The organism is Amycolatopsis sp. NPDC114484 (assembly GCF_055633755.1).
On the sequence record NZ_JBVKDQ010000001.1, the window covers coordinates 493424 to 518276 of the forward strand.

A 24853-nucleotide genomic window follows, 5' to 3' on the forward strand; every position below is an offset into this window, starting at 1 on the left:
TTCTCGGCGCTCAGTGCGACAATCAGGCGGAACAGCGACTGGCCGTCACTCGATCGGGGGATCCGTATCCCCCGGGCGTCACTTCTGCGACGGGCTTCGCTCTTCTTCGAGCGTCACTGGCCTTGAGCCGATGACGTTGCCCCGACCGGAAGCGCACCGGAGAGGGCATCGGGTCGCCGGCGCCGATCACGTAGCCCCCCGAGTGATCGGCGTCGGCGGCGCCCCGATTCGCGCGCCAGGTGCCTGAAATGGTGTCCAGACCACCTAGACTGCCCAGATGAGCAGCCCCACACGCAGGGGTCGCGCGCGAGCGGCTACCGAATCCGACATCCGCCGGACCGCGCGAAAACTGCTGGTAGGCCAGGGTCCGGAAGCCGTGACGCTGCGGGCCATCGCCCGGGAGCTGGGGATCACCGCACCGGCTCTCTACCGCTACTACGAATCCCGCGACGACCTGCTGGAGAACCTCCGCCTCGACGTCTGCACCGACCTCGCCGCCGAAATCGCCGAGGACATCGCGGAACTCAAGGACGAGGGCCTGCTGCAGCTGTTCCAGATCTGCAAAGGCTTCCGAAGCTGGGCGCTGACCCACACCAAGGAATTCACCCTGGTGTTCGCGTCGCCGACCGGGGCCACCGGCACCGCGACCGGCAGCGCGCTGCGCAGGCTGGACGAGCCGTTCGGCAAGATCTTCCTCGCCGCGGCGGGCCACGTGCTCGCCCAGCACGACCTGGTCATGCCGCCGAACGACGTGGTCCCGCCCGAACTCCGCGACGACCTCACCGCGTTCCAGCAGGACCTGCTCACGGTGCTCAAGGAGTCCGGACGGGAGATCCCGCCGGAGAAGCTGGACCTCGGGCTCACCTACCTGATGATCACCTTCTGGGCGCGGCTCTACGGCCACGTGACCCTCGAGGTGTTCGGCAACTACCCGATCCCGGTGTCCAAACCCGACGTGCTGTTCGAGGCCATGCTCACCGACCTCGCCCGCGACGTCGGCCTCTACTCGGGTTAGGCCGCGTGGCCGCCGTCGACCGAAATGGTCGAGCCGGTCACGTACGCGCTGGCCGGCGAGGCGAGGAACGCCACCGTGTCGGCCACTTCCGCGGGCTTGCCGTACCGGCCGGCAGCGGTCATGGACGCCTGGTCCGCGGCGTACGGGCCGTCGGCCGGGTTCATGTCGGTATCGGTGGGTCCCGGGTGCACCAGGTTCACCGTCACGCCGTTCGGAGCCAGTTCGCGGGCCAGCGCCTTGGTCAGCCCGACCATCGCGGACTTGCTGACCGCGTACAGCACCATCCCCGGACCCGGCACGCGATCGGTCACGCAGCTGCCGATCGTGATCACCCGGCCGCCCTCGCCGAGGTGCTTGGCCGCCGCCTTCGTCGCGGCCAGCACGCCGCGCACGTTCACCGCGAGCACCCGGTCGACGTCGTCCATCCCAGTCTGCTCCAGCGGCCCGACGAAACCGACGCCCGCGTTGTTGACCAGCACGTCCAGCCGTCCGAACTCGGCGACCGCCGCCTCGACCGCGGCTTCCACGGCCGCCGGATCGGCGCTGTCCGCACCGACGGCGAGCGCGCGCCGCCCGAGCGCCTTGATCCGGTCGACCACTTCCGCCGCCTGCTCGGCGTTCACCGCGTAGGTGAGCACCACATCCGCCCCAGCCTCGGCGAGCCGCGTGGCCGTCGCCGCACCGATTCCGCGGCTGCCGCCGGTCACCAATGCCACTTTGCCGTCGAGGTTCATGTTCGTCCTTCCGGTGTGTTTCCCTTGCCCTCCAATAAAAGCGGGACAGGACGGACGAAGCTGGCGTCTTTCGGTCGCGGCGGTCCCGGACACAAAACCGGCCCGGGACCGCGAAGTCCCGGGCCGGTGTGCGGCTAGCCGCTCAGAGCACGATGTTGACCAGCCGGCCCGGCACCACGATCACCTTGCGCGGCGTCTTGTCGCCGACCAGCGCGGCGATCTTCTCGTCCGCCAGCGCGGTCGCCCGCACCGCGTCGTTCTTCGCGTCCGCGGCCACGGTGATCCGCGAGCGGACCTTGCCGTTGACCTGGATCGGGTACTCGACCGAGTCCTCGACCAGGTACTTCTCGTTCACGACCGGGAACGGCCCGTGCACCAGCGAGTCCACGTGGCCCATCCGGTGCCACAGTTCCTCGGCGACGTGCGGGGCCAGCGGAGCCAGCAGCAGCACCAGCGGCTCGGCCACCTCGCGCGGGGTCCCCGCGGCCGAGCCGTACACCTTGGTCAGGTGGTTGTTCAGCTCGATCAGCTTCGCGCCGGCAGTGTTGAACCGCATCTCCGCGTAGTCCTCGCGGACCCCGGCGATGGTGCGGTGCAACAGCTTCCGGTCCGCCTCGGTCGCCTCGTCCGCCGAGACCCGCAGCTCGCCGGTCTGCTCGTCGACCAGCAGCCGCCACAGCCGCTGCAGGAACCGGTGCGCGCCGACGACGTCCTTGGTCGCCCACGGCCGCGACATGTCCAGCGGACCCATCGACATCTCGTACACGCGGAAGGTGTCCGCGCCGTAGGTGTCCGACATTTCGTCCGGCGTCACGGCGTTCTTCAGGCTCTTGCCCATCTTGCCGTATTCCTGCTTGACCTCTTCGTCGCCGAAGAAGAACTTGCCGTCGCGCTCGACGACGTCCTCAGCAGGCACGTACACACCGCGCTTGTCGGTGTAGGCGAACGCCTCGATGTAGCCCTGGTTGAACAGGCGGCGGTACGGCTCCTTCGAGGACACGTGGCCCAGGTCGTACAGCACCTTGTGCCAGAACCGGGAGTACAGCAGGTGCAGCACCGCGTGCTCGACGCCGCCGACGTACAGATCGACGCCGCCCGGGTCGTCCACGCCGTGCTCGGCCGGACGCGGGCCCAACCAGTACGCCTCGTTCTCCGGCGCGCAGAACACGTCCTGGCTCGCCGGGTCGACGTAGCGCAGCTGGTACCAGCAGGAACCAGCCCACTGCGGCATGACGTTGGTGTCGCGGCGGTACTTCTTCGGCCCGTCGCCCAGGTCCAGGGTGACCTCGACCCAGTCCTTCGCGCGCGACAGCGGCGGCGACGGCTCGGAATCGGCGTCGTCCGGGTCGAAGGTCTTCGGCGAGTAGTCGTCGACCTCCGGCAGCACGACCGGCAGCTGGTCCTCGGGCAGCGCGATCGGCAGGTTGTTCTCGTCGTAGACGATCGGGAACGGCTCGCCCCAGTAGCGCTGGCGGGCGAACAGCCAGTCGCGCAGCTTGTACTGCACGGTGCCCTCGCCCGCGCCGCGGTCCTCCAGCCAGGCGATGATCGTCTTCTTGGCGTCGGCGACGCCCATGCCGTTCAGGTCAACGGTGTCGTTGGCGGAGTTGATCGCCGGACCGTCGCCGGTGAACGCCTCGCCCTCGAAGCCCTCGCCAGGGTCGACCGTGCGGACGATCTCCAGCTCGAACTTCTTCGCGAAGTCGTAGTCGCGCTGGTCCTGCGCGGGCACCGCCATGATCGCGCCGGTGCCGTAGCCCATCAGCACGTAGTCGCCGACGAAGACCGGGATTTCCTTGCCGTTGACCGGGTTCACCGCGTAGGTGCCGGTGAAGACGCCGGTCTTCTCCTTGTTCTCCTGCCGGTCCAGATCGGACTTGCGGGAGGCCGCGGCCCGGTAGGCGGCGATGGCCTCGGCGGGCGTCTTCGCGCCGCCGGTCCAGCTTTCCGGGTGCTCGCCCGGCCACTGCGCCGCGGTCAGCTTCTCGACCAGCGGGTGCTCCGGCGCGATCACCATGTAGGTGGCGCCGAACAGGGTGTCCGGACGGGTGGTGAAGACCTCGATCTTCTCGTCTCCGGCGGCGAACGCGACGCGCGCGCCCTGCGAGCGGCCGACCCAGTTGCGCTGCATGGACTTGACCTTGTCCGGCCAGTCCAGCAGCTCCAGGTCGTCGACCAGGCGGTCGGCGTACGCGGTGATCCGCATCATCCACTGGCGCAGGCTCTTGCGGAACACCGGGAAGTTGCCGCGGTCGCTGCGGCCGTCCGCGGTCACCTCCTCGTTCGCGACGACGGTGCCCAGGCCGGGAGCCCAGTTCACCGGGGCCTCGGAGATGTAGACCAGCCGGTGGTCGTCGATGATCTTGCGCTGCTCGACAGTGCTCAGCTCGGCCCACGGGCGGCCGTCCGGCGTCGCGCGCTCACCCGCGGCGTACGCCTTCTCCAGCTCCTCGATCGGGCGCGCCTTGCGGGCGTCCTCGTCGTAGTAGGAGTTGAAGATCTGCAGGAAGATCCACTGTGTCCACTTGTAGTAGTCCGGGTCGATCGTCTCGATCGACCGGCGCTCGTCGTGGCCCAGTCCCAGCCGCTTCAGCTGGCGGCGCATCGTGGCGATGTTCTGCTCGGTCGTGGTGCGCGGATGCGTGCCGGTCTGCACCGCGTACTGCTCGGCGGGCAGGCCGAACGCGTCGTAGCCCAGCGTGTGCAGCACGTTCCGGCCGATCATCCGGTGATACCGCGCGTAGACGTCGGTGCCGATGTAGCCCAGCGGGTGCCCGACGTGCAGGCCGGAACCGGACGGGTACGGGAACATGTCCTGCACGAACAGCTTGTCCGAGGGCACCGGCTCGCCCGCTTCGGCGAGCGGACCGACCGGGTTCGGCGCGTGGTAGGTGCCGTGGTCGGACCAGTGGTCCTGCCAGCGCTGCTCGATCTGCCCGGCCAGCTCCGCGGTGTAGCGGAACGGCGGGGCGTGCTCAGCGTCCGCGGCACTCTTCGCCGCGGCCCCGGTGGCCTCGTCAGACCCAGTCATCGCCGTCTTCCTCCGTGTCGAGCCACTCCCAGAAACAACTCGACCCCCCAAGCCAGAAGGCATGAGGGGTCGCCGCGCCGAGCCGGTCATCGGACCAGGTCAGCGCGGCAGGCCAAGGAGCAGCCGAGCCGTGTTCATGCACTCATCGTAACGCGCTGGTCAAAGCCGTTCCGACGGGACCGCCAAAGCGACGACCTGGGTCACCTGGGACGCGGAGAAGTTGTTGTCGCTCACGAGCAGGAGACTGCGCTGACCGGACGGCAGCGCCGGGCCCCAGGTCATCCCCTCGATGTTGTCCACGGTGGACAGCGGAAGGTCGGAAAGGTCGACGAGCAGCTTTTTCTTCACCGGCTTGACGTGCTTGGCGGCGGTCAGGGACGGGGTGTCGAGGACGTTCGTCGCGCCGGTGGTGTCGATCTCGAAGATGCGCACCTTGTTGCCGACGCCGGTGACGAAGGACCGCTCCATCATCAGGAATTTCGTCGGATCCGCCTGGTTCACCGCGAGCATCGAGGAAACGCCGGTGTCGGCGAACCCGGTGGCGGGCTTCGGCGCGGCGAAAAGCTTCTCCTGCGGATACGCGTACTGCGCGAGCACGTGCCCGAACCGGCTCTGCAGGGTGATCCGCGACAACGCGCCCGACGTCGGCGTGGGCGGCGGCCCGTCCTGCAGCAGCGGGGCCTCGACCTCGCTGGCCAGCAGTGTGCCGAAGCCGGTGTAGGCGAGGCCTTCGAGGACGTAATTGCGGCGCGGACCAGCGTCCGGCGTCATCCGCTCGTTGGCGGGCAGCGGCAGATCGCGCACGTAGCGGCCGTCCCGGGCGGCTTCGCGGATCGACGGCTGGATCAGGTGCTGGTCAGCGAGCCGGTCGCCTTCCTGCGACCAGACGTAATGCCCGGTCCACGGGTCGACGCGCAGTTCCTCGGGGTCGATCGTCTGCTCGTTCTGCGGAGCGGCCGGGTCGTTCTTCGCGAGCGGCGGGTACGGCGTGCCGTCCGGGCGCAGCAGCGGCTGTGTGCCGGTGAAGGTGACCGGACCCACACCGTTGGCGCTGACGTCGAACTTCGCGGTGTAGAAGCGCGCCGGGTTGATCGCGGAGCGGTCGTCGCTGATGAAGACGTAGCCGCCGGTGCGCGGATCGAAGTCGATCGACGACAACCCGCCGACCGTCGTGCCCTGGAACTGCAGATTGTGCGGCACCCGCTGCTCGCCGAGCAGCCGGACCGGACGCGGCGCGGCGTCGGCGGTTCCCGGGATGAGCAAGGACAGCGTGACGATCCCGGCGGCGGCGAGCACCCGGTGTCGCGTGGACGAAGACATGGCCGCTAGCACAGCCGACGAGGGTATCCGGGACATGGCCGTGAGGTCACGCTTATCCTCAAGAGGTGTTCGCTATCGCGCTCGTCCCGATCGTCCTTGGTGTCGTCGTCGGCTGGGGTGGTTTCCTCGGCATGCGCGGACGGCTGAGCAGGGCAAGCGGGGCCGGAGTCCGGACCGAAGCCTCGATGCGCAGCGAAGAGGCGTTCAAGCTCGCCAACCGGGTGGCCGGAATCCCGACCCTGGCCGGCGGCGCGGCCGCGGTGGTCTGCGGACTCGCCGGCCTCGCGATCCCCGCTACCGCTGGCCTGGTGGCCGCCGCGATCGTCGGACTGCTCGGCCTGCTGGTGATGGTCGTCGCCGGTGCCCGGATGGGTGCCCGAGCCGCGCTGACAGTGCCCGCCCCCGCGCCGGTCCCGTCCGGTTGCAGCGGCTGCGCGTGCGGCGCCGGCGGCTGCGGAGTCCTGCAGAAGTCCAGCGAGGCCTAATTCCGCTGCAAATCGCCGGGATGGGTGGCCAGCAACGCGAGCGGCACCCCCTGGCGGCGCAGTACCTGTCCCCACAGATCGCGGCTGGGCGGCGCGAGAATGTCGCTGGGCAACGCGGGGACGATCACCCAGTCCTCGCGCTCGATCTCGCCCGCGAGCTGCCCTGAGTCCCATCCGGCGTAGCCCGCGAACACGCGCACGCCCCGCACCTTCGGCACGAGAACCTCGGGATCGCTGTCCAGATCGACGAGCGCGACCGGCCCCCGCACCGCGACCACGCCCGGAACGCTGGAGGCGGTCTCCCCAGTCCGCAACGCGGCGAGACAAAGCGCGGTCTTCTTGTCGACCGGCCCGCCGACGAAGACGGACTGAGGCTCGGCGACGTGCGCGCCCCACCCCGGCAGGACGTCATTCACCGGGACGTCGGACGGCCGGTTCAAGACCACCCCGAGCGTGCCCTCCGCCCGGTGATCGATCACGAACACCACGGTCCGCTTGAAGTTCGGGTCGAACATCGTGGGTGCGGCGACCAGGAGCGTTCCCGGTTCAACCTCGGCGTCCGCTGGCACGCCACCCATGATCCCATCACCCGCCACGGGAAATCCTCCCGGCACGGGAACACCAGCACCACGCGCCTCGTTGAGAACAGTGAGCCGGCGCACTCGTGTCCCCCGGGCTCACTGAAGAACCGCCTTTGTGGAATACCGGTCCGGCCGGAGCCACACTGCGCCAAGCCGCCGAGAGGCGAAACGAGTGCGCCGGTGTCGGCTCTTCCTGTTCGGCGCTTCGCACCTTCCCCCCGGCCACCGGCGCCGAGTACCCGGGGGGCCGAGCCCCCCGGACCCCCGCGGTGCCTTTGGTGGCGGTTTTCGGGGTGGCGGGGGCGGAGCCCCCTTTGGCTTCGGGGTGGGTGGGTTGGGTTGTGGGGGTGCGGGTGGGTTGTTGCCCCGGTGGTTAGCCCCGGTAGTTAGTGGTGGGGCTTGCTGGAAGTTTGTCTGGTTTGTTGATCCCTGTCGGGTTTGTTGAGGCACTTGGCGGTGTGGGGCGGGCTGGCTGCGCTTTGCTGTGCCGTCGTGAGCTTTCGTTCTGTTGTGAGCTTTTCGTTCTGTTGTGACTCGCACGCTCTGTGTGCGTGAGAGTGATCGGTCCCTGCTGCGGTGTTCGCCCGCAGGTGGCCATTGCTTTGTTTTCTGCGGCGTGCGCCTTCTGCGCTTTGGGCGCTTGCGGTCCTTGCCAGCGGTGCGCCCTTTCTGCGCTTCGGTTGCTTGCGGTCCTTGCCAGCGGTGCGGGCTTTCTGCACTTCCGGCGCTTGCGCGCGTCCTTGCCAGCGGCGTGCCTTCTGCACTTCCGGCCCTTGCGCGCCCTTGCCTGCGGCGTGCTTTTGGGCTTCGGGCGCTTGCGGTCCTTGCCAGCGGTGCGGGCTTTCTGCGCTCCGGGCGCTTGGGGGCCTTGTCTGCGGTGTGCTTTCTGCGCTTCGGGTGCTTGCGTTTCGCTGGTTTGTGGTGGTGCTTTTTGCGGGGCGGTCGCTCGGCCTCGGGTTGCGGTGCGCTCGGTCTCTTTGGGTCGGGTTGTGGGTGGTCTGCTCAGCTGTCCTGGTTTGTGGGTGTTCGGTGCCTCGCGGAGCGGTGTCTGTGCTGGGGTCTGCTCTCGTTGTCTCTCTCCTCTTGCTCGGTGCGGCCTCCTCTTGCTCGGTGCGGCGTTTAGCTGGCTGCGGGTCCGGTGTGGGGTGGGTGTGTTGCGGGCGGCTGTTCTGCATCTTCTTTGGCCGTGGGGGTTGCGCGGCTCGGTTGCGTGTTGTGCTGCGTCTCGCTGGGTGGTGGGTAGTGCTTCGTTGGGTGTCTGGCGGGGCTGGTGCGTCGTGGGAGTGTTGGGGGCTTGTTTTTTTGGGGGTTTTGTCGGGGGGTCTCGGTAGGGTTGCGGGGTGACGGTGGGGGAGCGGCGGCTGGGTTGGCAGTTGGTTCGGGATCCGTTGTTTCGGCGGTTGCTGTTCACGCGGTTCGCGGCGCAGTGGGGGGACGGCGTCTTCCGGGCCGGGTTGGCTGGGGCCGTTTTGTTCAATCCCGAGCGGGCGACCGATCCGCTGGCCATCGCGGAGGGGTTCGCGGCCTTGCTGCTTCCGTATTCGCTGGTGGGGCCGTTCGCGGGGGCGTTGCTCGACCGGTGGGATCGGCGGCGGGTGCTCGTGTTCGCCAATCTCGTGAGGGCTGCCGCGATCGTGGCGTCGGTCTTCGCGGTGGGTGCGGGTGTGGGCGGGATCGGGTTGTTTTCGCTCGCGTTGCTCGCCGAGGGGATCAGCCGGTTCATCGGGTCTGGGCTGTCGGCCGCGTTGCCGCACATCGTGGAGCCCAAGGCGGTCGTTTCCGCGAACGCGGTGGCGGCGACGCTCGGGTCGGCGATCGCGGTCGTCGGGGGCGGGTGCGCGATCGGGTTGCGGGCGGTGTTCGGGTCGGGGGACGTCGGCTCGGCGGAGACCACGGCGTTCGCGGCGGTCGGGGCGTTGCTGTCGGCCTTCCTCGCGCATCGGTTCGCGAAGGGAGTGCTTGGGCCGACCGTCGTCGACGAGCCGACTAATCCGGTCGTGGCGGTTGCGCGGGGGCTCGCGGACGGAGCGAGGCACGCCTGGCGGGCACCCAACGTCACAGCCGGGTTCGTCGCGTTGTTCGCACATCGTGCCGCGTACGGGATTTCGTTGCTGGTCAGCGTGTTGCTGATGCGCAATTACTTCACTGACGACGGGATTTTCCGAGCGGGACTACCGGGGCTTGGGCAGCTGGTCGCGTGTGCGGGGGCGGGCATTCTCGTAGCTGGCCTGGTGACGGCGCGGCTGATCCGGTCGGTCGGCCGGGTTCGGACGGTTCTGGGGTCGCTGCTCATCTCAGCGGTCACGCAGGCCGCGCTCGGGTTGCCGATGTCGCTGCCGTTGGCGGTGGTCGCGTCGTTCCTGATCATGGGGACCGGCCAGGTGTTGAGGCTGTCCGTCGATTCCTCGGTACAGCTGGATGTCGCGGACGAGGCGCGCGGACGGGTCTTCGCTCTCTACGACACCCTGTTCAACATCACCCAGGTGGTGGCGGTCTCGATCGCGGCGGCCTTCGTCAAGGACAACGGGTACTCGCCGGAGCTGATGGTCGTCGCGACCGCGCTCTATCTGCTGGGCGGGGCCGGATATCTGCTGGCCCGCCGACGCCGCGGCGATTCGCTGCCGCAAACCGTTGAAGCCAAACGGGGGTAGTAACTCACCGTTTGGCATTAGGGTGACTTGTGACCCGGTCGAGTTAATCTCGGCACGCGCAACCGACACGAGGGGCCACCGTGAGCACCATCGGCGACGACCGTGCCCGTCTCGACGCCGCTCCAGCTGTCCTGACCTCGCCCGACGGGCTCGTCCGCGCGACCGCCGGGCCGGCTGGCACGCTCGGCCGGCTCGAGTTCGCCCCGGACGCCTTCGAACGGACGACGCCCGCGCAGCTCGCGTTGACCGTCCAGGCCCTTGTCCAGCACCTGGCCGACGCCCCCGAACCGCAGCACGCCTCCTCTATGCCTGCTCCGCGGCCGACCCCGCGCCGCGTCCGTCCGCGCGGAACCGTTCCGCAGAACCGCCGTCGCGGGTCCTGATGCCGTCCGCTCCGGACGGGATGATTCACGTGGAACCAACGAGTACCGGTCAGCAGGCGCTCGTCGAGATCGGTCGGCTGATCCGGGCGAACCGGGCCGACCCGGACGCGGCGGCCGGTATCGGGTTCGCCCAGCTCGGCGACCATTTCGAGGTGCAGGCGCGCAATACCGTCGCGAGCACCGAGGTCGTCCAGCGGCTCACTGCGTTGCGCGCCGAGATGTATCAGCAGGGCCGGGGCACCTGGGTTCAGGCGCGTTACGTGCTCACCCCGGAAGGCACGTTCGACTTCGAATATTTCACCGACGGCGAGCCCCCGTGGACCACGCCGCCCGATTCGAGCGCCTACCTCGCCGAACTCGCCACCTTCCCCCGCGACGACGAACACCTTCCCGACTGGTGGCGGCTGCACGTCGGCCTCCAGCTCGGCGTCGAATTCCGGCGTGCCACAGCCGGAACCGGCGAACCGCTGTCGGAGGAAGAACTGCCGCTCGTGCTGCGGTACCTCGAACGCGAGGCCGCGGTCGGCGAACGACACCGCACCGACGGCACCTGGATCTGGCCGGTCGAGGTGGCCGAGCAGCTGCGCGAACACGGCGCGGCACCCGAGGCCGAACTGCTGCAGCACATCCGCGACCTGGGCTTTCACCCCCCGTACGTCGAACCTCTGGTGCGCCGCACGGCGGAAGCCGACCTCGCCGGGAAGCCCCGTCCGCGACCGACCGCGGACGACCTCCAGCGGACCGCGGCCGACGTCGCGGCCGAGCGGGAGACCAATCCGGATCCGGTCCTGTCCGACGCCGAACTGCTGGCCCACCTCGGCCACCGGCTCGACTCCTTCGGCATCTGGCGCGACGTCCGCTGTCTCGGCGGCCGGGAAGCCGGAAAATGGAGCCTCTACCAGGTCAGAGCCGGTTGGGCAGTCGTCGCGCCGGACGGCCGCGAGCAGACCTTCGCCGGACTCGAAGACGCCGCTCACCAGCTGTTCGGCGCGCTCCTGCTGCATCCCGCCCGCGCGACCGGCGGCCGCGAAACCCCGCTGGAAACGGCGAGGGAGGTCGCCGACTGGCCGGTCCAGCCCGTGCCGGGTGACCCTCCCCTCACGCTGCTGCGGAACAAGAGACTCACTCGGTTGGCGGAAGGTACCGTCGTCCTGCGATTCGGTGAAGAACCCGGCAACCTGGTCCACCACCAGGCGGTACGGTTCCCGACGACGTCCCTGCCACTCGAACGGGAGCGCATGACCAGCACTTTTCGCCTCCGAAGATCACTCCACGTGATCACCGGGGTGACGGTGGCCTGGGCGAACCTTCCTGGCGGAGCGGTGGCGTACGTCTTGCCCAAGCCGATCGCGGAGCACGAGTCCGACGGAAGCCTGGAGAGGATCGAGTAGGTGGAAGCGGCGGAAGCGGTAGACAAGGTCGGGAAGTGGTTGCGCGCCGTGCACGGCCCCGAGGTCTCCGGGCCGGGCGGCCTCCGGGTCGATCACAACCGCGTGCTGCGGGTCCCCGAAGGCTGGTCGATCCCCTACAACACCGTCGCGTTCCTCGACGACGGCCGTCCGGACAAGGAACTGTTCCCCGCGCCGTCGGTGCTCGTGCGCGAGCCGGACGGCGAACTGCGCCAGGCGCATCCGCATCCGGGTGGGCTCAGCACCCCGGTCGCGTACCCGGGCCAGGAGAGCTGGCGCGAGGTCGTCGACCCGGAGTACGCGAAGGCCGGGCTCGGCGAACTCGGCGTGCCGCTGCCCGCGGTCGCGGGATGGGTGAAGGTCGACAACGACGGCCACCAGACCGGTGACGAACGCGAGAACCCGGAGTACAAGGCCGGTCCGATCCGCCGCGGCTACCCCAAGCCGGAAAACCCGCTGGAAACCCTCCTCGCCTTCGCCAGCGTCGGCTGGCTCTCGCGCGAACAGCTGCTGATCGGCCTGCTGCGCTGCGAGGTCTTCGTGCCGTTCGACCTCAAAACCGGCGCGACCGACCGTTTCTACTTCTCCGAGGAACGCAACGAGCTGCGCGTCTTCAGCTCGACCCGGCACCTGCCCGCCCGCGAGCACGCCTGGTGGCGCGTCGACCTGGCGACGCTCGCCGAGTTCGAGCACCCGCCGAACCTGGTGATCAACGGCGGACCGGCGACGTTCGAGGACGTCGCGGGCGCCGAGCTGACCACGATCGCGAAGCGGTTCCCCCGCCACGAGCCGCGGGTCGACGAGAACGGCCGCTGCCCGGAGATCGAAGAAGACCTGGAGAAGTTCGCCGTCGAGACCGCCGCCCGGATCGGGCTGGAGAAGCCGGTCGACGTGCCGAAGGCGGCCGCGGAACGCGCGCGGCGGCACGGTTTCGAACTGACCGCCGACGAATGCCGCAAGACCGTCCTCGGCCGGTCGTGGCTGCGCCGGTTCGAGCAGCCGGAGCCGAGCCGCTCGCGGCCGAACGACTTGCGCGCCAACGGTCTCGTGCCGTCGTGGGACAACGAGGGCCGGATCGTGCCGAAGCTCGACACGTTCGGCAAGTACCCCGAGACGAACCTGGAGAACTTCCGGTACGGCTGGCAGCGGGTCGTCGGCGCGTGGGTCGGGTTCGCGCTCGGCGAGGCGCTCGGGTCGGCCGTCGACCGGATGCGGCTGGACGAGATCGTCTCGACCTACGGTCCGGACGGCGTCCGCGAACTGCCGCTCGCCTTCGATCAGCCGGGCCGGATCGGCGCGATGACCCAGCGGCTGCTTTTCCTGACCGAGGCGGTGATCCGCAGCCCGCATCGCGAGCAGCCGGAGTCGCGCGACGTCGAAAAGCTATTCCCCAGCGTGGTCCGCGGCGCGCTGGGCCGCTGGCTGCACACGCAGGGCGCGGCGATCCAGAACGCCGACGGTTTCCTGGTCAAGGTGCCCGAACTGCACGCCCGCCGCGCCATCGACGACGCCGAGCTCAACGCGTACCACGCGCTGGTCACCGGCGATCCGCAAGCCGTGCCGTTGTCCGGCCCGACCGCGCTGCTCGGCGCGCTGCCCGCGGTGCTGACCGCGGCCGGTCCGGGCACCGGGTTCAGCGGCGGCATCGGCCAGGTCGTGCGCGATCTGGCCGGCGTGACGCACCAGCCGGACGACGTGGCCGCGGCGACGTACCTGGCGTGGGTGTTCGAGAAGGCGCTCACGAAGGACTCGTTCAGCTATCCGGTGTGGAACCTGTCCCGCGAGGTTCTCGAAGAGCACGACGGCCCGGAATGGGGACCGGTGCGCGACCTGGTCGCCGAGGCGGTGCCGTTCTTCGGCGAGCACGGTCTGCCGGACCTGCGGATGCCGGAGCTGATCGGCGACGGGCAGAGCACGCTGTCCGTCCTCGGCCGTTCGTTCGCCGCGCTGTCCGGGTTCGAGAACTACCCGGAGCAGGCCATGTTGCGCGCGGTGAACCACTCCGGCCGCAGCGCGCTCACCGGCGCGTTGACCGGTGCGCTGCTCGGCGCGCGGGTGGGCGTTCCCGGGCTGCCCCGAAAGTGGGTCGAGCAGCTGGAACTGCACCACCTGATCGAACAGGTGGCGACCGACGCGCTGTGGCATTTCGACCGCCATTCGGCGCGGAACGCACTCGGCGAAGCCTGGGTTCAGCGCTACCCACGGCACTGATCGGTCACTCGAGCAGGTATTTGTGGGCGCATATTCTCCCGTCTCCGGTGACCGATGGTCGGGTCGTGACACGGTCAGATAGGTTCGTTGCGGCTACACGGGGGACTTCGGGGAGGAACCAGACGTGCGGTACCGGGTGGAATCGGGAGAACGCCCAGACGGCCTGTACGCGACGCTCGACGATCGCACTTTCGCGGCGCGGCGCTCCACCACCGACGGCACGCTGCTGCTGACGGTCGTCGGCGACGAGGAAGCGCCAGAGGGCTTCGACCGCGAGCACGAGGGCAAGCCGGCGAGAGTCGTACTCGCGAACGAGGTGCCCGCGACGTTCGACCTGCGCACCTACGTCGAATACGACGACGAACTGTTCGAGGTCGCTCCGGGCGACCAGCCGAATCTGACCCTGCGCTGGACGCGGCACGATCCGGCGCGCGCCGCGCAGCTCGGGCTCACCGATTTCTCGGTGACCGTCCCGGGCAAGCAGCTCACCGGGCTGTGGCTGACCCGGCACGACTACGGCGAGCCGAAGGCCGAGACCGAGGGCGGCGACCAGACGCGGATCCTGCGCGGGATCGGCCGCACGCTGCGCCAGGTGCCCGGCGGATGGTCGCGGGTCGCGGCGCAGTTCCGGCAGGTCGGCGACTACTCCGAACTGGAGGTCCGCGCGGTCGGCGACGAGAACGGCCCGGTTTCGGTGTCGCTGCCCGGCACGCCGCAGCTGAGCACGCTGTTCACTCAGCTGCGCGCGGCGATGTACCAGCCCGAAAGCGGCACCTGGTTCCAAGGCACCTTCACCCTCGACGCCGATTCGCAGTTCGATTTCGACTTCGACGCCGACCAGGAGCCGGACTGGCGGCTGCCGCCCAACGACGGCGGCGAGCCCGCCCGCGAGTCCTATCTCGTCGAGCTGACCCGCTTCCCGCGCCCGGACAAGCACCTGCCGGACTGGCTCGGCGCGAAGGCCGGGCTGCCGCTGACCGTCGGGTTCCGCCAGGCGCGTCCGGTCGACGTGCACAACGAGGGCGAACGGCCCGTGGTGAACCGTCCGCCGGTGCCGCCGGACCAGGTCCGCGGCGTGCTCGACTACCTGTTCCGCGCACCCGTCGTCCTGCACCGGCCGGTCCCGCAGCCGGACATCTTCGCGCCCGGCGCGCCGCCGGACGTGCCGCAGGCCTTCCACACCGACGGCACCTGGATCTGGCCCGCCGCTGTGCCGCACTACCTGCGCAAATACGGCGTTCCGCCGGAGCCGGAGCTGGTCGAGCACATCCGCGCCGCCGGGTTCCGGCCGCCGATCGTGCGCGATCTGGTCCGCGCGACCGCCGAGGCCGACGTGCTCGGCAAACCGCGTCCGGGGCGTACCGAGGCGGACCTCCCGGACGACAGCGCGCTCGCCCGCGCGGTCCGCGGCGAACAGACCCATGGACTGCGCGGGGCCGAGACTTTGGCCCTGTTACAGCAACGGCTCGTCGAGCACGGCGTGCCGTCGTCGGCGTACCGGATCGGCGCGAACGAGGTGCCCGCCGAGGGTGTGTGGACGTTGCGCCGCGCGGAAAACGGCTGGGAGGTGTCGCGTCCGCCGACGGTGGAACCGGTCGCGTTCGCCAACCTCGCCGACGCGGCCCGGTTCCTCCTCGGCACGCTGCTGATGCTGCCGCCGCAGGCCGCGGAGGAATCCGATCAGCCCGCGGACTGGCCGATTCTGCCGATGCGCGGCGAGCCGCCGCTGTCGTTCTTCCGCGGCAAGCGGATCGTCGCGCTGCCCGCGGGCACGACGGTGGTCCGGTTCGGCCCCGAGGCCGGCAACCTGGTGCACGCGAATTCGGTGCGGTTCCTCGAAACCTCGCTGACGCCGGACCGCGAACGCGACCGGCACGAGTACCGCGTGCAGCGCACGATCCGGGTGCTGACCGGCGTCACCAATCCGTGGGGTCAACAGCCGGGCGGAGCGACGGCGTACCTGCTGCCGCGGCCGATCGCGCAGCACTTGGAGCAGGGAACGCTATCCCGGCTGTGAAGCCGTGATCAGCACGGCGGGCGACCACCAGTAGTCCGCGAGCGGTTCCACTGTCACGTCGGCGAATCCGGCTGCTTCAAGCTGCCGGGTCCACTGCGCGGCCGGATGTTCCCAGTTCGTCCGCGCCTTCCCGGCGGCGACGCCGAGCAGCACGGGCAGCAGAAATCCTTGTGCCACCAGGGAAGCTTGCTCGCCGTACTCGGCGACGCCGCGTTCGTACCGCCGCGCGAGCGACTCCAGGTCGGCGGTGTCCGGCACGTCGAATTCGGCCAGCACCAACCGTTCCGTCCTCGGCCGCAACGCGCTCAACACCTCGGCTCGGGTCGAAGGCTCGACCGACTGCAGCGCGAACGTCGACTGCGTGAGGTTCCACGTGGAACCATCCGCGGCGAGAAAGTCCTGTGCGGTCAACGAAAACCGGCGCGCACCAGGGACTTCGACGTCCGCGAGCAGCGCTTCCGACGGTTCCACCAGGTCGATCCGCTCCGGCCGGAACGCAGCCGCGGCCAGCGCCGGTTCGATCGCCAACCCGTCGCCGCACCCGAGATCCAGCAACGCCGCCGGACGCCAGGAGTCGTACCGCGCAGCCAGTTCTTCGCTCAACCGCCGGTACAACTCGACGTTCCCGCCACCGCGAATGAACGCCGTGAACGCGGCGGGCTGGTCGTACACCGGACCGCTCGACTCACCCGCGAGATACGTCGCCAGCTCAGCGCCCAACGGAGTCCCGGAAGCCAAGGCAAGCGCACTCGCCCGCTCGACATCACCGTCCCGATACGCCGCCAGCGCACCAGCCACCCCGCTCACAGCGGCACCCACAACGTCACCCTCGTTCCGCTTCCCGGACTCGATTCGACCAGCGAAGTCCCGCCGACCTCGGACAACCGCGCGGTGATCGACTCGCTGATCCCGAACCCGGCGGGCCGGTCCTGCGGACTGAACCCGGTGCCGTGGTCCCGCGTGATCACCGCGATCCCGCCGTTGCGTTCCTCCACGCGTACCACGACCTTGTCCGTCTCCGCGTGCTTCATCGTGTTGCGCATGGCTTCCCGCACCGCGTCGCGGATCGCGATCTGCCGGACCTCCGACAGCGTGTCGTTGTCCAGCTCAGCGATCACCAGCTGTGCCCGCAGACCGTCGCGCGCCATCTCCGCCGCCAGCGCCGCGAGCTTCTCGCCGAGCGGCCGCGCGCCCTCCTCGGCCCGCTGCGCGGCGGCGGTCTCGATCGTCTGCCGCAGCTCGATCGCCTGTGCGCGGGCCAGCCGTTGCACCTCGACCAGGCGCTGATCCGAATCGCCCGGACCGCCGAGCGCGATCGCCTCCAGCGTCTGCAGCACCGTGTCGTGCAGCATCCGGTGCTGCCGCGCGCGTTCGGCGAGCCGCCCGTTGCGGGTCCCGTACGCCAGCGCCAGCCGGATCCCGAGCCCGAGCAGGATCAGCGCGCCGACCGCCGTGAACAGGACGCCGAACATCGTCGGGTACAGCGACGCGGCCTGCGCGAAATCGAACGTGCCGTGGTTGAGCAGGTCCGACAGCAGCCGCACCGGCAGGCTGAGCACCGCCAGCCCGATCCCGGACGGGATGCCGACGGCGAGCGTAAGCAGGGCGACGCTGCCGAGCAGGTGTTTGTCCGCGACGCCGACCGCGTCGTGGAACACCGCGGGCGACACCGTCGCGCCCAGGAACAGTTCGAACGTGAGCGTGGCCACGAGGTCGGCCAGCAGCAGCCGTCCCGCGAGGTCGCTGCGGAACGGGGCCCGGCGCATCATCCAGAACAGGCCGAACGCACTCAGCGCGACCGAGCACGCGGTGACGATCGCGACCGACGCCAGCCCGGCCGACCCGTGCTTGACCGCGTACGAGGCGAACGTCGACGGCACCACCAGCAGCCGGTAGACGAGCGGGACCAGCACCACGTACCGGGCCGCGCGCAACAGCAACCCGTCGTGGTGCCGTTCGTCGACCGGACCGGCCATTCGCGAGATCCGCTGCAGCGCGCGCACCGGGGTCGGATCGGCGATCTCGTCGGTCAGCCCGGTCGTCGCGGTGGCCAGCGCGGGGGTGCCGCGCCGCAGCAACATGACGAGAAAGCTGGCACCGCGCCGGTCCCCGTCGTGCTGCCGCGTCATCGATCCCCCTGTTCGGTTCGAGACAGGGAGTATCTCGGCTGCCCGGTCGATGATCCAGAGGCCAAAGGGGGATCGTGGCGAACCCGCGATCCTGAGTTCACTTCCCGGGACTACTCGCCCGAGCCGAGCCCCTCCGCCTTCGCCCACTTCTTGAGCTCGGCAACCGCCTCGTCGTGCTCCAGCGGGCCGCGGTCGAGCCGCAGCTCCTTGAGGAACTTCCAGGCTCGGCCGACCTGCGGGCCTGGCGGGAGGCCGAGCAGCCGCATGATCTCGTTGCCGTCTAGGTCCGGCCGGACGCGGTCGAGGTCCTCCTGCTCCTTGATCCGCTCGATGCGGGCCTCGAGGTCGTCGTAGGTCGCCTGCAGCGCGGCCGCCTTGCGCTTGTTGCGCGTGGTCGAATCGGCGCGGACGAGCTTGTGCAGCCGGGTCAGCAGGTCGCCGGCGTCGGTGACGTAGCGGCGGACCGCCGAATCGGTCCACTCGCCGCCGCCGTACCCGTGAAACCGCAGGTGGAGGAACACGAGCTGGGAGACCTGCTCGATGATTTCCTTCGAGTACTTCAGCGCCCGCAAACGTTTGCGGGTCATCCGCGCACCGACCACCTCGTGGTGGTGGAAGCTCACGCCGCCGCCGGGGGTGAACTCGCGGGTGGCCGGCTTGCCGACGTCGTGCAGCAGCGCGGCCAGCCGCAGCACCAGGTCCGGCTCGCTGGTCGGCTCGTGCGATTTCTCGAGCGCGATCGCCTGGGCGAGCACGGTGAGCGAGTGCTGGTAGACGTCCTTGTGCTGGTGATGCTCGTCGATCGCCAGCCGCATCCCGGGCAGTTCGGGCAGCACGCGATCGGCCAGCCCGGTGTCGACCAGCAGCTCCAGGCCCGGCCGCGGATCCGGGGCGAGCATCAGCTTCGACAGCTCGGTCTGGACCCGCTCGGCGGTGATCCGGTCGATCTCCTCGGCCATCGACGTCATCGCCTCGACCACGCGCGGCGCGGCGGTGAAGCCGAGCTGCGCGGAGAACCGGGCGGCGCGCATCATCCGCAGCGGGTCGTCGGCGAACGACTCCTGCGGCAGCGCCGGGGTGTCGAGCACCTTCAGCCGCAGCGCGTCCATCCCGTCGTACGGGTCGATGAACGTCTTCCCGACCAGGTCGATCGCCATCGCGTTGACGGTGAAGTCCCGGCGAAGCAGGTCGCCCTCGATGGTGTCGCCGAAGGTGACCTCGGGGTTGCGGCCGACGCGGTCGTAGCTGTCCGCGCGGAAGGTGGTGATCTCGAGCGTCGTGCCGTTCTTGGTGACGCCGACGGTGCCGAACGCGATGCCGACGTCCCAGACCGCGTCGCCCCATTCGCTCACGATCTGCAGCACCCGATCCGGGCGCGCGTCGGTGGTGAAGTCGAGGTCGCTCGACAGCCTGCCGAGCAGCGCGTCTCGCACGCTGCCGCCGACCAGGTACAAGCTGTGGCCAGCGCGCGCGAAGCGCTCGGCCAGCTCGTCGGCAAGCGGGGACACTCGCATCAATTCCGTCACCGCGTTCTGCTGGGCGACCAGGTTGTTCACTCGAATCCCACCACGAAAATGGCGCCAACGCTGCGGACGCCGCCGGACACGGACACGGAGAGCCAGAGTACCCGGGCGGCCGTTTGCTCTAGCATCGCAGCATGTCTGGATCTGCCGGTCGCGCCGGACCGCCGACGCCGCGCCGGCGGCGACGGCGCCACCGCGGCAGGCGGCTGACCACGGTCGACGAGACCTCGGCGGGCGGACTGGTCGTCGACCCGGAGCGGGAACGCGCGGTGCTGATCGGGCGGCTCGACCGACACGGCAGACTGCTGTGGTCGTTGCCGAAGGGCCACATCGAGGACGGGGAGACGGTGGAGCAGACCGCGGTGCGCGAGGTGAAGGAGGAAACCGGCATCTCCGCGCGCGTGCTGCACCCGCTGGGCACCATCGACTACTGGTTCGTCGCGCAGCAGCGCCGGGTGCACAAGACCGTGCACCATTTCCTGCTCGAGGCCACCGGCGGCGAGCTGTCGGACGAGGACGTCGAGGTGACCGAGGTCGCCTGGGTCCCGCTGGCCGAGCTGGAGACCACCCTCGCCTACGCGGACGAGCGCAAGCTGGTTCGCGGGGCAGCAGAACTTTTCGCGCCCGACGAGCGCGGCTGAGAGGGAGCACCCGAGTGAAGCGGCCCGCCGCCTTCTTGCTGTCCTTGCTGATCGTCGCCGCCACCGCGTTGTTCGGTGCGCCGGCGGGCGCGCAGGAGAATCCGTCGCCGGAACCCGCCCGGCTGCGGCTCGACCTCGGCCAGCTGTCCCCGCGTCTGGTCACCAGCTCGGACCAGGCCATCACGGTGACCGGGACGGTGACCAACACCGGGTCCCGGCGGATCGTCAAGCCGATGGCCCGGCTGCAGATCGGCGAACGCCTCGCCAGCCCGCGCGCGATGGACTCGGTGCTCGCCGGAACCCCGGTGCAGGACACCCCGCTGACCGATTTCACCCCGCTCGCCGAGGACCTGGAGCCGGGCCAGAGCGCTCGGCTGGACATCACCGTGCCGCTCACCGGACCGCGCGGCGCGGCGCTCCGGCCGGGCGTGTACCCGCTGCTGGTGAACGTGAACGGCACCCCGGAGTACGGCGGCCCGGCCCGGCTCGCGGCGGTGAGCCTGCTCATGCCGGTGCTGTCGACGCCGGGCCACGCGAACAACCAGGCGACCCAGCGGCATTCGAAAGTGGCCGTGCTCTGGCCGATCACCGACAGCACGCCGCACATCCAGTCCGCGCCGTTCGGCGTGCCGATGACGCTCACCGACGATTCGCTTGCCGACGAGCTGAGCCCGGGCGGACGGCTGTATTCGCTGGTCTCGGCGGCGCGGGCGGCGCAGGAGAACAACCAGAAGATCGGCAGCTCGCTCTGCTTCGCCCTCGATCCCGACCTGCTGCGCACCGTCGACGCGATGCGAAACGGCTACCGCGTCAGCGGCGGAGCGACCGGCAAAGGCTCGGACGCCGCGTCGAACTGGCTGGCGGCGCTGCGCGCGCTGGTCACCGGCCGGTGTGTGCTCCCGCTGCCGTTCGCCGACGCCGACCTCACCACGCTGGGCAAGGTCCAGGGCGCCGGCGGCAATCCCGATTCGGGCCTGATGACCACGGCGCTGAGCGGCACCGCGACGATCCGCCAGGTGCTCGGCGTCGAGTCGAAAAGCGGCGTGCTGTGGCCGGGCGGGACGCCGGACGACAAGGCGCTGTCGGCGATTTCGACGGGCGGCTTCCAGACCGTGCTCACCGACAGCAGCAAACTGCGCGCGGGTGGTGACGACGAGACCGTCACCGGCGCGGCGACGCTTTCCGACGGCCTCCGCGCGCAGCCGACCAACACGATGGCCACCGCCGGTCTCACCGGATTCGCGCCGAGCCCGCAGACGCCGACCACCTTCAGCGGTGCGTCGCAGCGCGCGGTCTCCACGCAGAACGGACTCGCCGCGATCGCGTTCGAGGCCGGGCTCGGCCGTACCGACGGCTCGGCCGGCGGGCCGATGCTCATCTCTCCGCCTCGGCGCTGGGACGCCACCACCGACGAGCTGAACGCCTTCCTGTCCGGGCTCGGCAAGCTGACCAGCGCGGGCGTGACAGCCGGGTCGACGCTCGACGACCTGCTGGGGAGCGCCCCCGAGGGCAGCGCCTCGCTCGTCGCGGGCGCCCATTCGGACGGCGGCGCGGCGGTCGCCGATCAGCTGTCCGGCCTCGACCAGGACGCCACCGGCCTGCTGTCCGCGATGCAGGTGGACCAGCGGAACCGGGTCGAGCCGAAGACGATCGTCGGACCGGTGCGCGACGCGCTGGTCCGCGGCAGTTCGACCGCGTTCGGACCCTCCGGGGCGCCCTCGTCCGCCTCGGCGAACGCGACCGCCGAACTCGGCGCGATCCGCGACCAGGTGACCGTCGAACAGCCGAAGCAAACGATTGCGCTCGCGTCCGGGTCCTCGCCGCTGCCCGTGTACGTGCACAACGACCTGCCGGTCGGCGTCAGCGCGCAGATCGCCCTCAAGAACAACATGGGCGTCCGGCTCTCCGAACAGACCAAGAACTGGCTCTTCCCGGCGAAGGGCGGGCAGACCAAATACGTGCAGATCGAGGCGCTGCGGGCCGGGCACCTGTCGGTCGATGTGTCCTTGACCACCCCGGCGGGCGCTGACCTCGGCGCGACCGCGCGGTTCGAGCTGACCTCGACCGAATACGGCCCGATCACCATCATCGTCACCGTCGCCGCTGGTTGCGCGCTGTTGCTGCTCGCGTCCCGGCGGATCTACCGGCGGATCAAGGAAAGCCGAGGCGGCACGCCCTGACATGCCAAGGGGCCGGGTGCTCGCGCCCGTTCCCGATTACCCTGGGTCGGCGCTGCCACAATGGCAGGGAGCAGGAGACCGCCGAGGATTGGGCACGCGTTGGACAAAGAGCCGGGTCAACCACCCGAGCGTGCGGGTCGTCCTCGGCGGGACGGCGCGGCGCCGAGGCGGGACGACCAGCCTCCACGCCGCGCGGTGCGAGACGCCCGTCGCCAGCCGCCCCCTCCGCCGCCGCCGGTAGAACGCAGGCAGCCGCCGCCCAATGGCACCCGCCGGATGCCGCTGCCGGACGACCGTCCGCCTGCTCCTCCCGACCGGGCTCAGCCGCGCCGGATCGACCCGCGCGGCGGCGAACCCCGAGAACCGCGCGAGCCCCGCGAACCACGGGACCGCGCGCCGCGCCGCGTCCCGCCGCCTCCTCCTCCGAACGGCCAGCGACCGGCCCCGACCAGGGCCGCCATGCCGCCGGTGCGCAGGCCGCCCCCGCCGAGGCCCTCCGGGCCGCCGTCGGGTCCGCAGCAGCTCCCGCCGTCCGGCCCGCAACCGCTCCCGCCGCCGGGGGCGCAACCGCTTCCGCCGGCGAACCAGCCGCCTAACCGCGGCCAGCTTCCGCAGCCGACCCCTCCGCCTGCGAACGTGCCGGGCCCGCCGCCGGTGCATCGCGGCCGCGGCCCTCGCCCCGGCGCGCCGATCCGGCCGTGGCAGGAAGAGGCGATGCGGGACCCGGACGCGACCCGGTTCATCCCGCGCACCGCGGGCGTCCCGCTGGCGGCTCCGTCGCGCTGGCCGACCGCCGACCCGGACGTGCTGCGCCCGTACGACGCGCTGGCCACCCAGGTCATGCCGCGGATCAAGGACGCGCCGCTCGCGCGTCCGGCCGAGGCTCCCGAGCAGCCGAAGGACGAGGGCCCGTCGGTCGCCAAGGCGTCCGGCCGGATGGCGATCGCGTCGCTGATCAGCCGCATCACCGGCTTCCTGTGGAAGGTGCTGCTGGTCGCGGCGATCGGTTCCGGGATCGCGACCGACTCGTTCAACGTCGCGAACACGATGCCGAACATCATCTTCGAGCTGCTGCTCGGCGGCGTGCTCACCAGTGTGGTGGTGCCGCTGCTGGTGCGTTCGCAGGACGACCCGGACCACGGGCAGGCCTATGCGCAGCGGCTGCTGACCACCGGTATCACCGTGCTGTTCATCGGCACCGTGATCGCGGTGATCGCGGCGCCGGCGTTCACCTCGCTCTACATCGATTCGTCCGGGCACGCGAGTGCGGGCCTGACCACGGCGTTCGCCTACCTGCTGCTGCCGGAGATCTTCTTCTACGGCGTGTTCGCGCTGGTCTCGGCGATGCTGAACGCCAAGCACGTGTTCGGGCCGACCGCGTGGGCCCCGGTGATCAACAACCTGGTGGTCATCTTCACCATCCTCGTGGTGTGGCTGATGCCCGGTTCGATCGACACCGACCATCCGTCGATCACCGACCCGAAGGTGCTCACGCTCGGCCTCGGCGTCACCGGCGGCATCGCCGCGCAGGCGCTCATGCTGATCCCGCCGCTGCTGCGGTCGGGCTTCCGCCCGCGCTGGCGGTGGGGCCTGGACAGCCGGATGAAGGAGTTCGGCGGCCTGGCGCTGTGGGTCGTCGGCTACGTCGCGGTCAGCCAGGTCGGCCTCACGATCACCACCCGCGTGCTCACCAAGGGCACCTCGGGCGGCGTCACCGCCTACAACTACGCGTGGCTGCTGTTCCAGCTGCCCTACGGCGTGCTCGGCGTCTCGCTGCTGACCGCGATCATGCCGAGGATGAGCCGTGCCGCTGCCGACGGCGACACGAAGAAACTGGTCAGCGACCTGTCCTACGCCTCGCGAATCTCCACGGTCACCCTCGTGCCGATCTCCGCGGTGATGACGATCGTCGGCTCGTCGATGGGCGTCGCGCTGTTCGCGATGGGCAAGGGCACGCTGGAGGACGCCCAGCGGATGGGCCAGGCGCTGGCGATCACGGCGTTCGCGCTGCTGCCGTACGCGCTGGTCATGCTGCAAATGCGGGTCTTCTACGCGATGAAGGACGCCCGCACGCCGACGTTGATCATGATCGTGATGACGGTCGTCAAGGTGCCGCTGCTGTTCCTGTGCCCGGTGCTGCTGAACGCGGAGAACGTCGTGCTCGGCGTGATGATGGTGAACGCGCTGACCTACGTGATCGGCGCGATGCTCGGCCAGGTGTGGCTGTGGGTGACGCTCGGCAACCTCCGCAGCAAGCGGGTGATCGGGGTGATCCTGTTCACCGTCGTGGCGAGCGTCCTCGGGGTCGGGGCCGCGTGGGTCGTCGGGCTGATCGTGCCCTCTTCGCTCAGCCCGGTTCCGCACGCCTGGATCAAGCTCATCCTGCAGGGATTCGTCGGGATCGCGGTCTCGTTCGGGGTGCTCATGGCGCTGAAGGTCGAGGAGCTGAAGCCCGTAACATCGAGGTTCACCCGATTGATCAAGCGCGGGTAACGATTGATTCACGACTCACGACGCTTCTACGGCTGATGATCCGGGTACCC

17 protein-coding genes are annotated in these 24853 nt (G+C 70.0%); 10 read left to right on the top strand and 7 right to left on the bottom strand.

Going from position 1 to position 24853, the window contains the following annotated elements:
* Positions 1–277: 277 nt before the first annotated feature.
* Positions 278–1015 (top strand): TetR/AcrR family transcriptional regulator, encoded by a 738-nt coding sequence (locus tag ACZ7SW_RS02430; protein WP_470228630.1) that lies wholly within the window; start codon positions 278–280, stop codon positions 1013–1015.
* On the opposite strand, the gene ACZ7SW_RS02435 is transcribed toward ACZ7SW_RS02430, so the two are convergent.
* The 3 genes from ACZ7SW_RS02435 to ACZ7SW_RS02445 form a co-directional block, all read right to left on the bottom strand.
* Positions 1012–1749 carry a 3-oxoacyl-ACP reductase family protein gene (locus ACZ7SW_RS02435; protein WP_470228631.1) on the bottom strand — a complete coding sequence of 246 codons (738 nt, stop codon included), beginning with the start codon at positions 1747–1749 and terminating at the stop codon, positions 1012–1014. The two genes, ACZ7SW_RS02430 and ACZ7SW_RS02435, sit on opposite strands and share 4 nt — an antisense overlap.
* 142 nt (positions 1750–1891) lie before the next feature.
* Positions 1892–4780 carry a leucine--tRNA ligase gene (leuS, locus tag ACZ7SW_RS02440; RefSeq protein ID WP_470228632.1) on the bottom strand — a complete coding sequence of 963 codons (2889 nt, stop codon included), beginning with the start codon at positions 4778–4780 and terminating at the stop codon, positions 1892–1894.
* Positions 4781–4939: 159 nt separating this feature from the next.
* A complete protein-coding gene (locus tag ACZ7SW_RS02445) occupies positions 4940–6100 on the bottom strand; it encodes an esterase-like activity of phytase family protein (protein ID WP_470228633.1) in 1161 nt (386 codons plus the stop codon).
* A 65-nt stretch (positions 6101–6165) separates the two neighbouring features.
* Between ACZ7SW_RS02445 and ACZ7SW_RS02450 the strand changes: the two genes are divergently transcribed.
* Complete coding sequence (locus ACZ7SW_RS02450) at positions 6166–6585, top strand: SdpI family protein (RefSeq protein WP_470228634.1); 420 nt, start codon at positions 6166–6168, stop codon at positions 6583–6585.
* Here the strand turns inward: ACZ7SW_RS02450 and ACZ7SW_RS02455 are convergent.
* Positions 6582–7163, bottom strand: coding sequence for a YqgE/AlgH family protein (locus tag ACZ7SW_RS02455; RefSeq protein ID WP_037809108.1), 582 nt, complete (start codon positions 7161–7163; stop codon positions 6582–6584). The two genes, ACZ7SW_RS02450 and ACZ7SW_RS02455, sit on opposite strands and share 4 nt — an antisense overlap.
* 1343 nt (positions 7164–8506) lie before the next feature.
* Between ACZ7SW_RS02455 and ACZ7SW_RS02460 the strand changes: the two genes are divergently transcribed.
* The 5 genes from ACZ7SW_RS02460 (at position 8507) to ACZ7SW_RS02480 (ending at position 15837) form a co-directional block, all read left to right on the top strand.
* On the top strand, positions 8507–9817 hold the full coding sequence (locus ACZ7SW_RS02460; RefSeq protein ID WP_470228635.1) for an MFS transporter: 1311 nt from the start codon (positions 8507–8509) through the stop codon (positions 9815–9817).
* 80 nt (positions 9818–9897) lie between these two features.
* Entirely contained in the window at positions 9898–10200 is a 303-nt protein-coding gene (locus ACZ7SW_RS02465; protein ID WP_344282493.1) for a hypothetical protein, read from the top strand.
* 20 nt (positions 10201–10220) lie between these two features.
* Positions 10221–11591, top strand: coding sequence for a TNT domain-containing protein (locus ACZ7SW_RS02470; RefSeq protein ID WP_470228636.1), 1371 nt, complete (start codon positions 10221–10223; stop codon positions 11589–11591).
* Positions 11592–13820, top strand: coding sequence for an ADP-ribosylglycohydrolase family protein (locus tag ACZ7SW_RS02475; protein ID WP_470228637.1), 2229 nt, complete (start codon positions 11592–11594; stop codon positions 13818–13820).
* A 124-nt stretch (positions 13821–13944) separates the two neighbouring features.
* Positions 13945–15837 carry a TNT domain-containing protein gene (locus ACZ7SW_RS02480; RefSeq protein ID WP_470228638.1) on the top strand — a complete coding sequence of 631 codons (1893 nt, stop codon included), beginning with the start codon at positions 13945–13947 and terminating at the stop codon, positions 15835–15837.
* Here ACZ7SW_RS02480 and ACZ7SW_RS02485 read toward each other — a convergent pair.
* The 3 genes from ACZ7SW_RS02485 to ACZ7SW_RS02495 all read right to left on the bottom strand — a co-directional run bounded on the left by ACZ7SW_RS02485 (position 15823) and on the right by ACZ7SW_RS02495 (position 19522).
* On the bottom strand, positions 15823–16656 hold the full coding sequence (locus ACZ7SW_RS02485) for a class I SAM-dependent methyltransferase (RefSeq protein WP_470228639.1): 834 nt from the start codon (positions 16654–16656) through the stop codon (positions 15823–15825). The two genes, ACZ7SW_RS02480 and ACZ7SW_RS02485, sit on opposite strands and share 15 nt — an antisense overlap.
* Positions 16641–17966, bottom strand: coding sequence for a sensor histidine kinase (locus ACZ7SW_RS02490; RefSeq protein ID WP_470228640.1), 1326 nt, complete (start codon positions 17964–17966; stop codon positions 16641–16643). Before ACZ7SW_RS02490 ends, ACZ7SW_RS02485 begins: the two co-directional genes overlap by 16 nt.
* A 110-nt stretch (positions 17967–18076) precedes the next feature.
* Positions 18077–19522 (bottom strand): CCA tRNA nucleotidyltransferase, encoded by a 1446-nt coding sequence (locus ACZ7SW_RS02495; RefSeq protein ID WP_470228641.1) that lies wholly within the window; start codon positions 19520–19522, stop codon positions 18077–18079.
* Positions 19523–19623: 101 nt separating this feature from the next.
* Here ACZ7SW_RS02495 and ACZ7SW_RS02500 point away from each other — a divergent pair, with 101 nt between their 5' ends.
* From ACZ7SW_RS02500 to murJ, 3 genes are all read left to right on the top strand, one after another.
* The gene (locus tag ACZ7SW_RS02500) at positions 19624–20130 is read left to right on the top strand and encodes an NUDIX hydrolase (protein WP_009085315.1); all 507 of its coding nucleotides are present in this window, start codon (positions 19624–19626) and stop codon (positions 20128–20130) included.
* A 14-nt stretch (positions 20131–20144) separates the two neighbouring features.
* Positions 20145–22310, top strand: a complete 2166-nt coding sequence (locus ACZ7SW_RS02505; RefSeq protein WP_470228642.1) for a DUF6049 family protein — start codon at positions 20145–20147, stop codon at positions 22308–22310.
* A 714-nt stretch (positions 22311–23024) separates the two neighbouring features.
* A complete protein-coding gene (gene murJ / locus ACZ7SW_RS02510) occupies positions 23025–24803 on the top strand; it encodes a murein biosynthesis integral membrane protein MurJ (protein ID WP_470228643.1) in 1779 nt (592 codons plus the stop codon).
* Positions 24804–24853 lie beyond the last annotated feature (50 nt).

What these genes read in the sequence shown, in the direction of transcription:
- murJ (WP_470228643.1), top strand. Translation starts at nt 23,025, where the DNA reads ATGCGGGACCCGGACGCGACCCGGTTCATCCCGCGCACCGCGGGCGTC.
- ACZ7SW_RS02470 (WP_470228636.1), top strand. Translation starts at nt 10,221, where the DNA reads ATGATTCACGTGGAACCAACGAGTACCGGTCAGCAGGCGCTCGTCGAG.
- ACZ7SW_RS02455 (WP_037809108.1), bottom strand. Translation starts at nt 7,163, where the DNA reads ATGGGTGGCGTGCCAGCGGACGCCGAGGTTGAACCGGGAACGCTCCTG.
- ACZ7SW_RS02435 (WP_470228631.1), bottom strand. Translation starts at nt 1,749, where the DNA reads ATGAACCTCGACGGCAAAGTGGCATTGGTGACCGGCGGCAGCCGCGGA.
- ACZ7SW_RS02490 (WP_470228640.1), bottom strand. Translation starts at nt 17,966, where the DNA reads ATGACGCGGCAGCACGACGGGGACCGGCGCGGTGCCAGCTTTCTCGTC.
- ACZ7SW_RS02430 (WP_470228630.1), top strand. Translation starts at nt 278, where the DNA reads ATGAGCAGCCCCACACGCAGGGGTCGCGCGCGAGCGGCTACCGAATCC.
- ACZ7SW_RS02500 (WP_009085315.1), top strand. Translation starts at nt 19,624, where the DNA reads ATGTCTGGATCTGCCGGTCGCGCCGGACCGCCGACGCCGCGCCGGCGG.
- leuS (WP_470228632.1), bottom strand. Translation starts at nt 4,780, where the DNA reads ATGACTGGGTCTGACGAGGCCACCGGGGCCGCGGCGAAGAGTGCCGCG.
- ACZ7SW_RS02445 (WP_470228633.1), bottom strand. Translation starts at nt 6,100, where the DNA reads ATGTCTTCGTCCACGCGACACCGGGTGCTCGCCGCCGCCGGGATCGTC.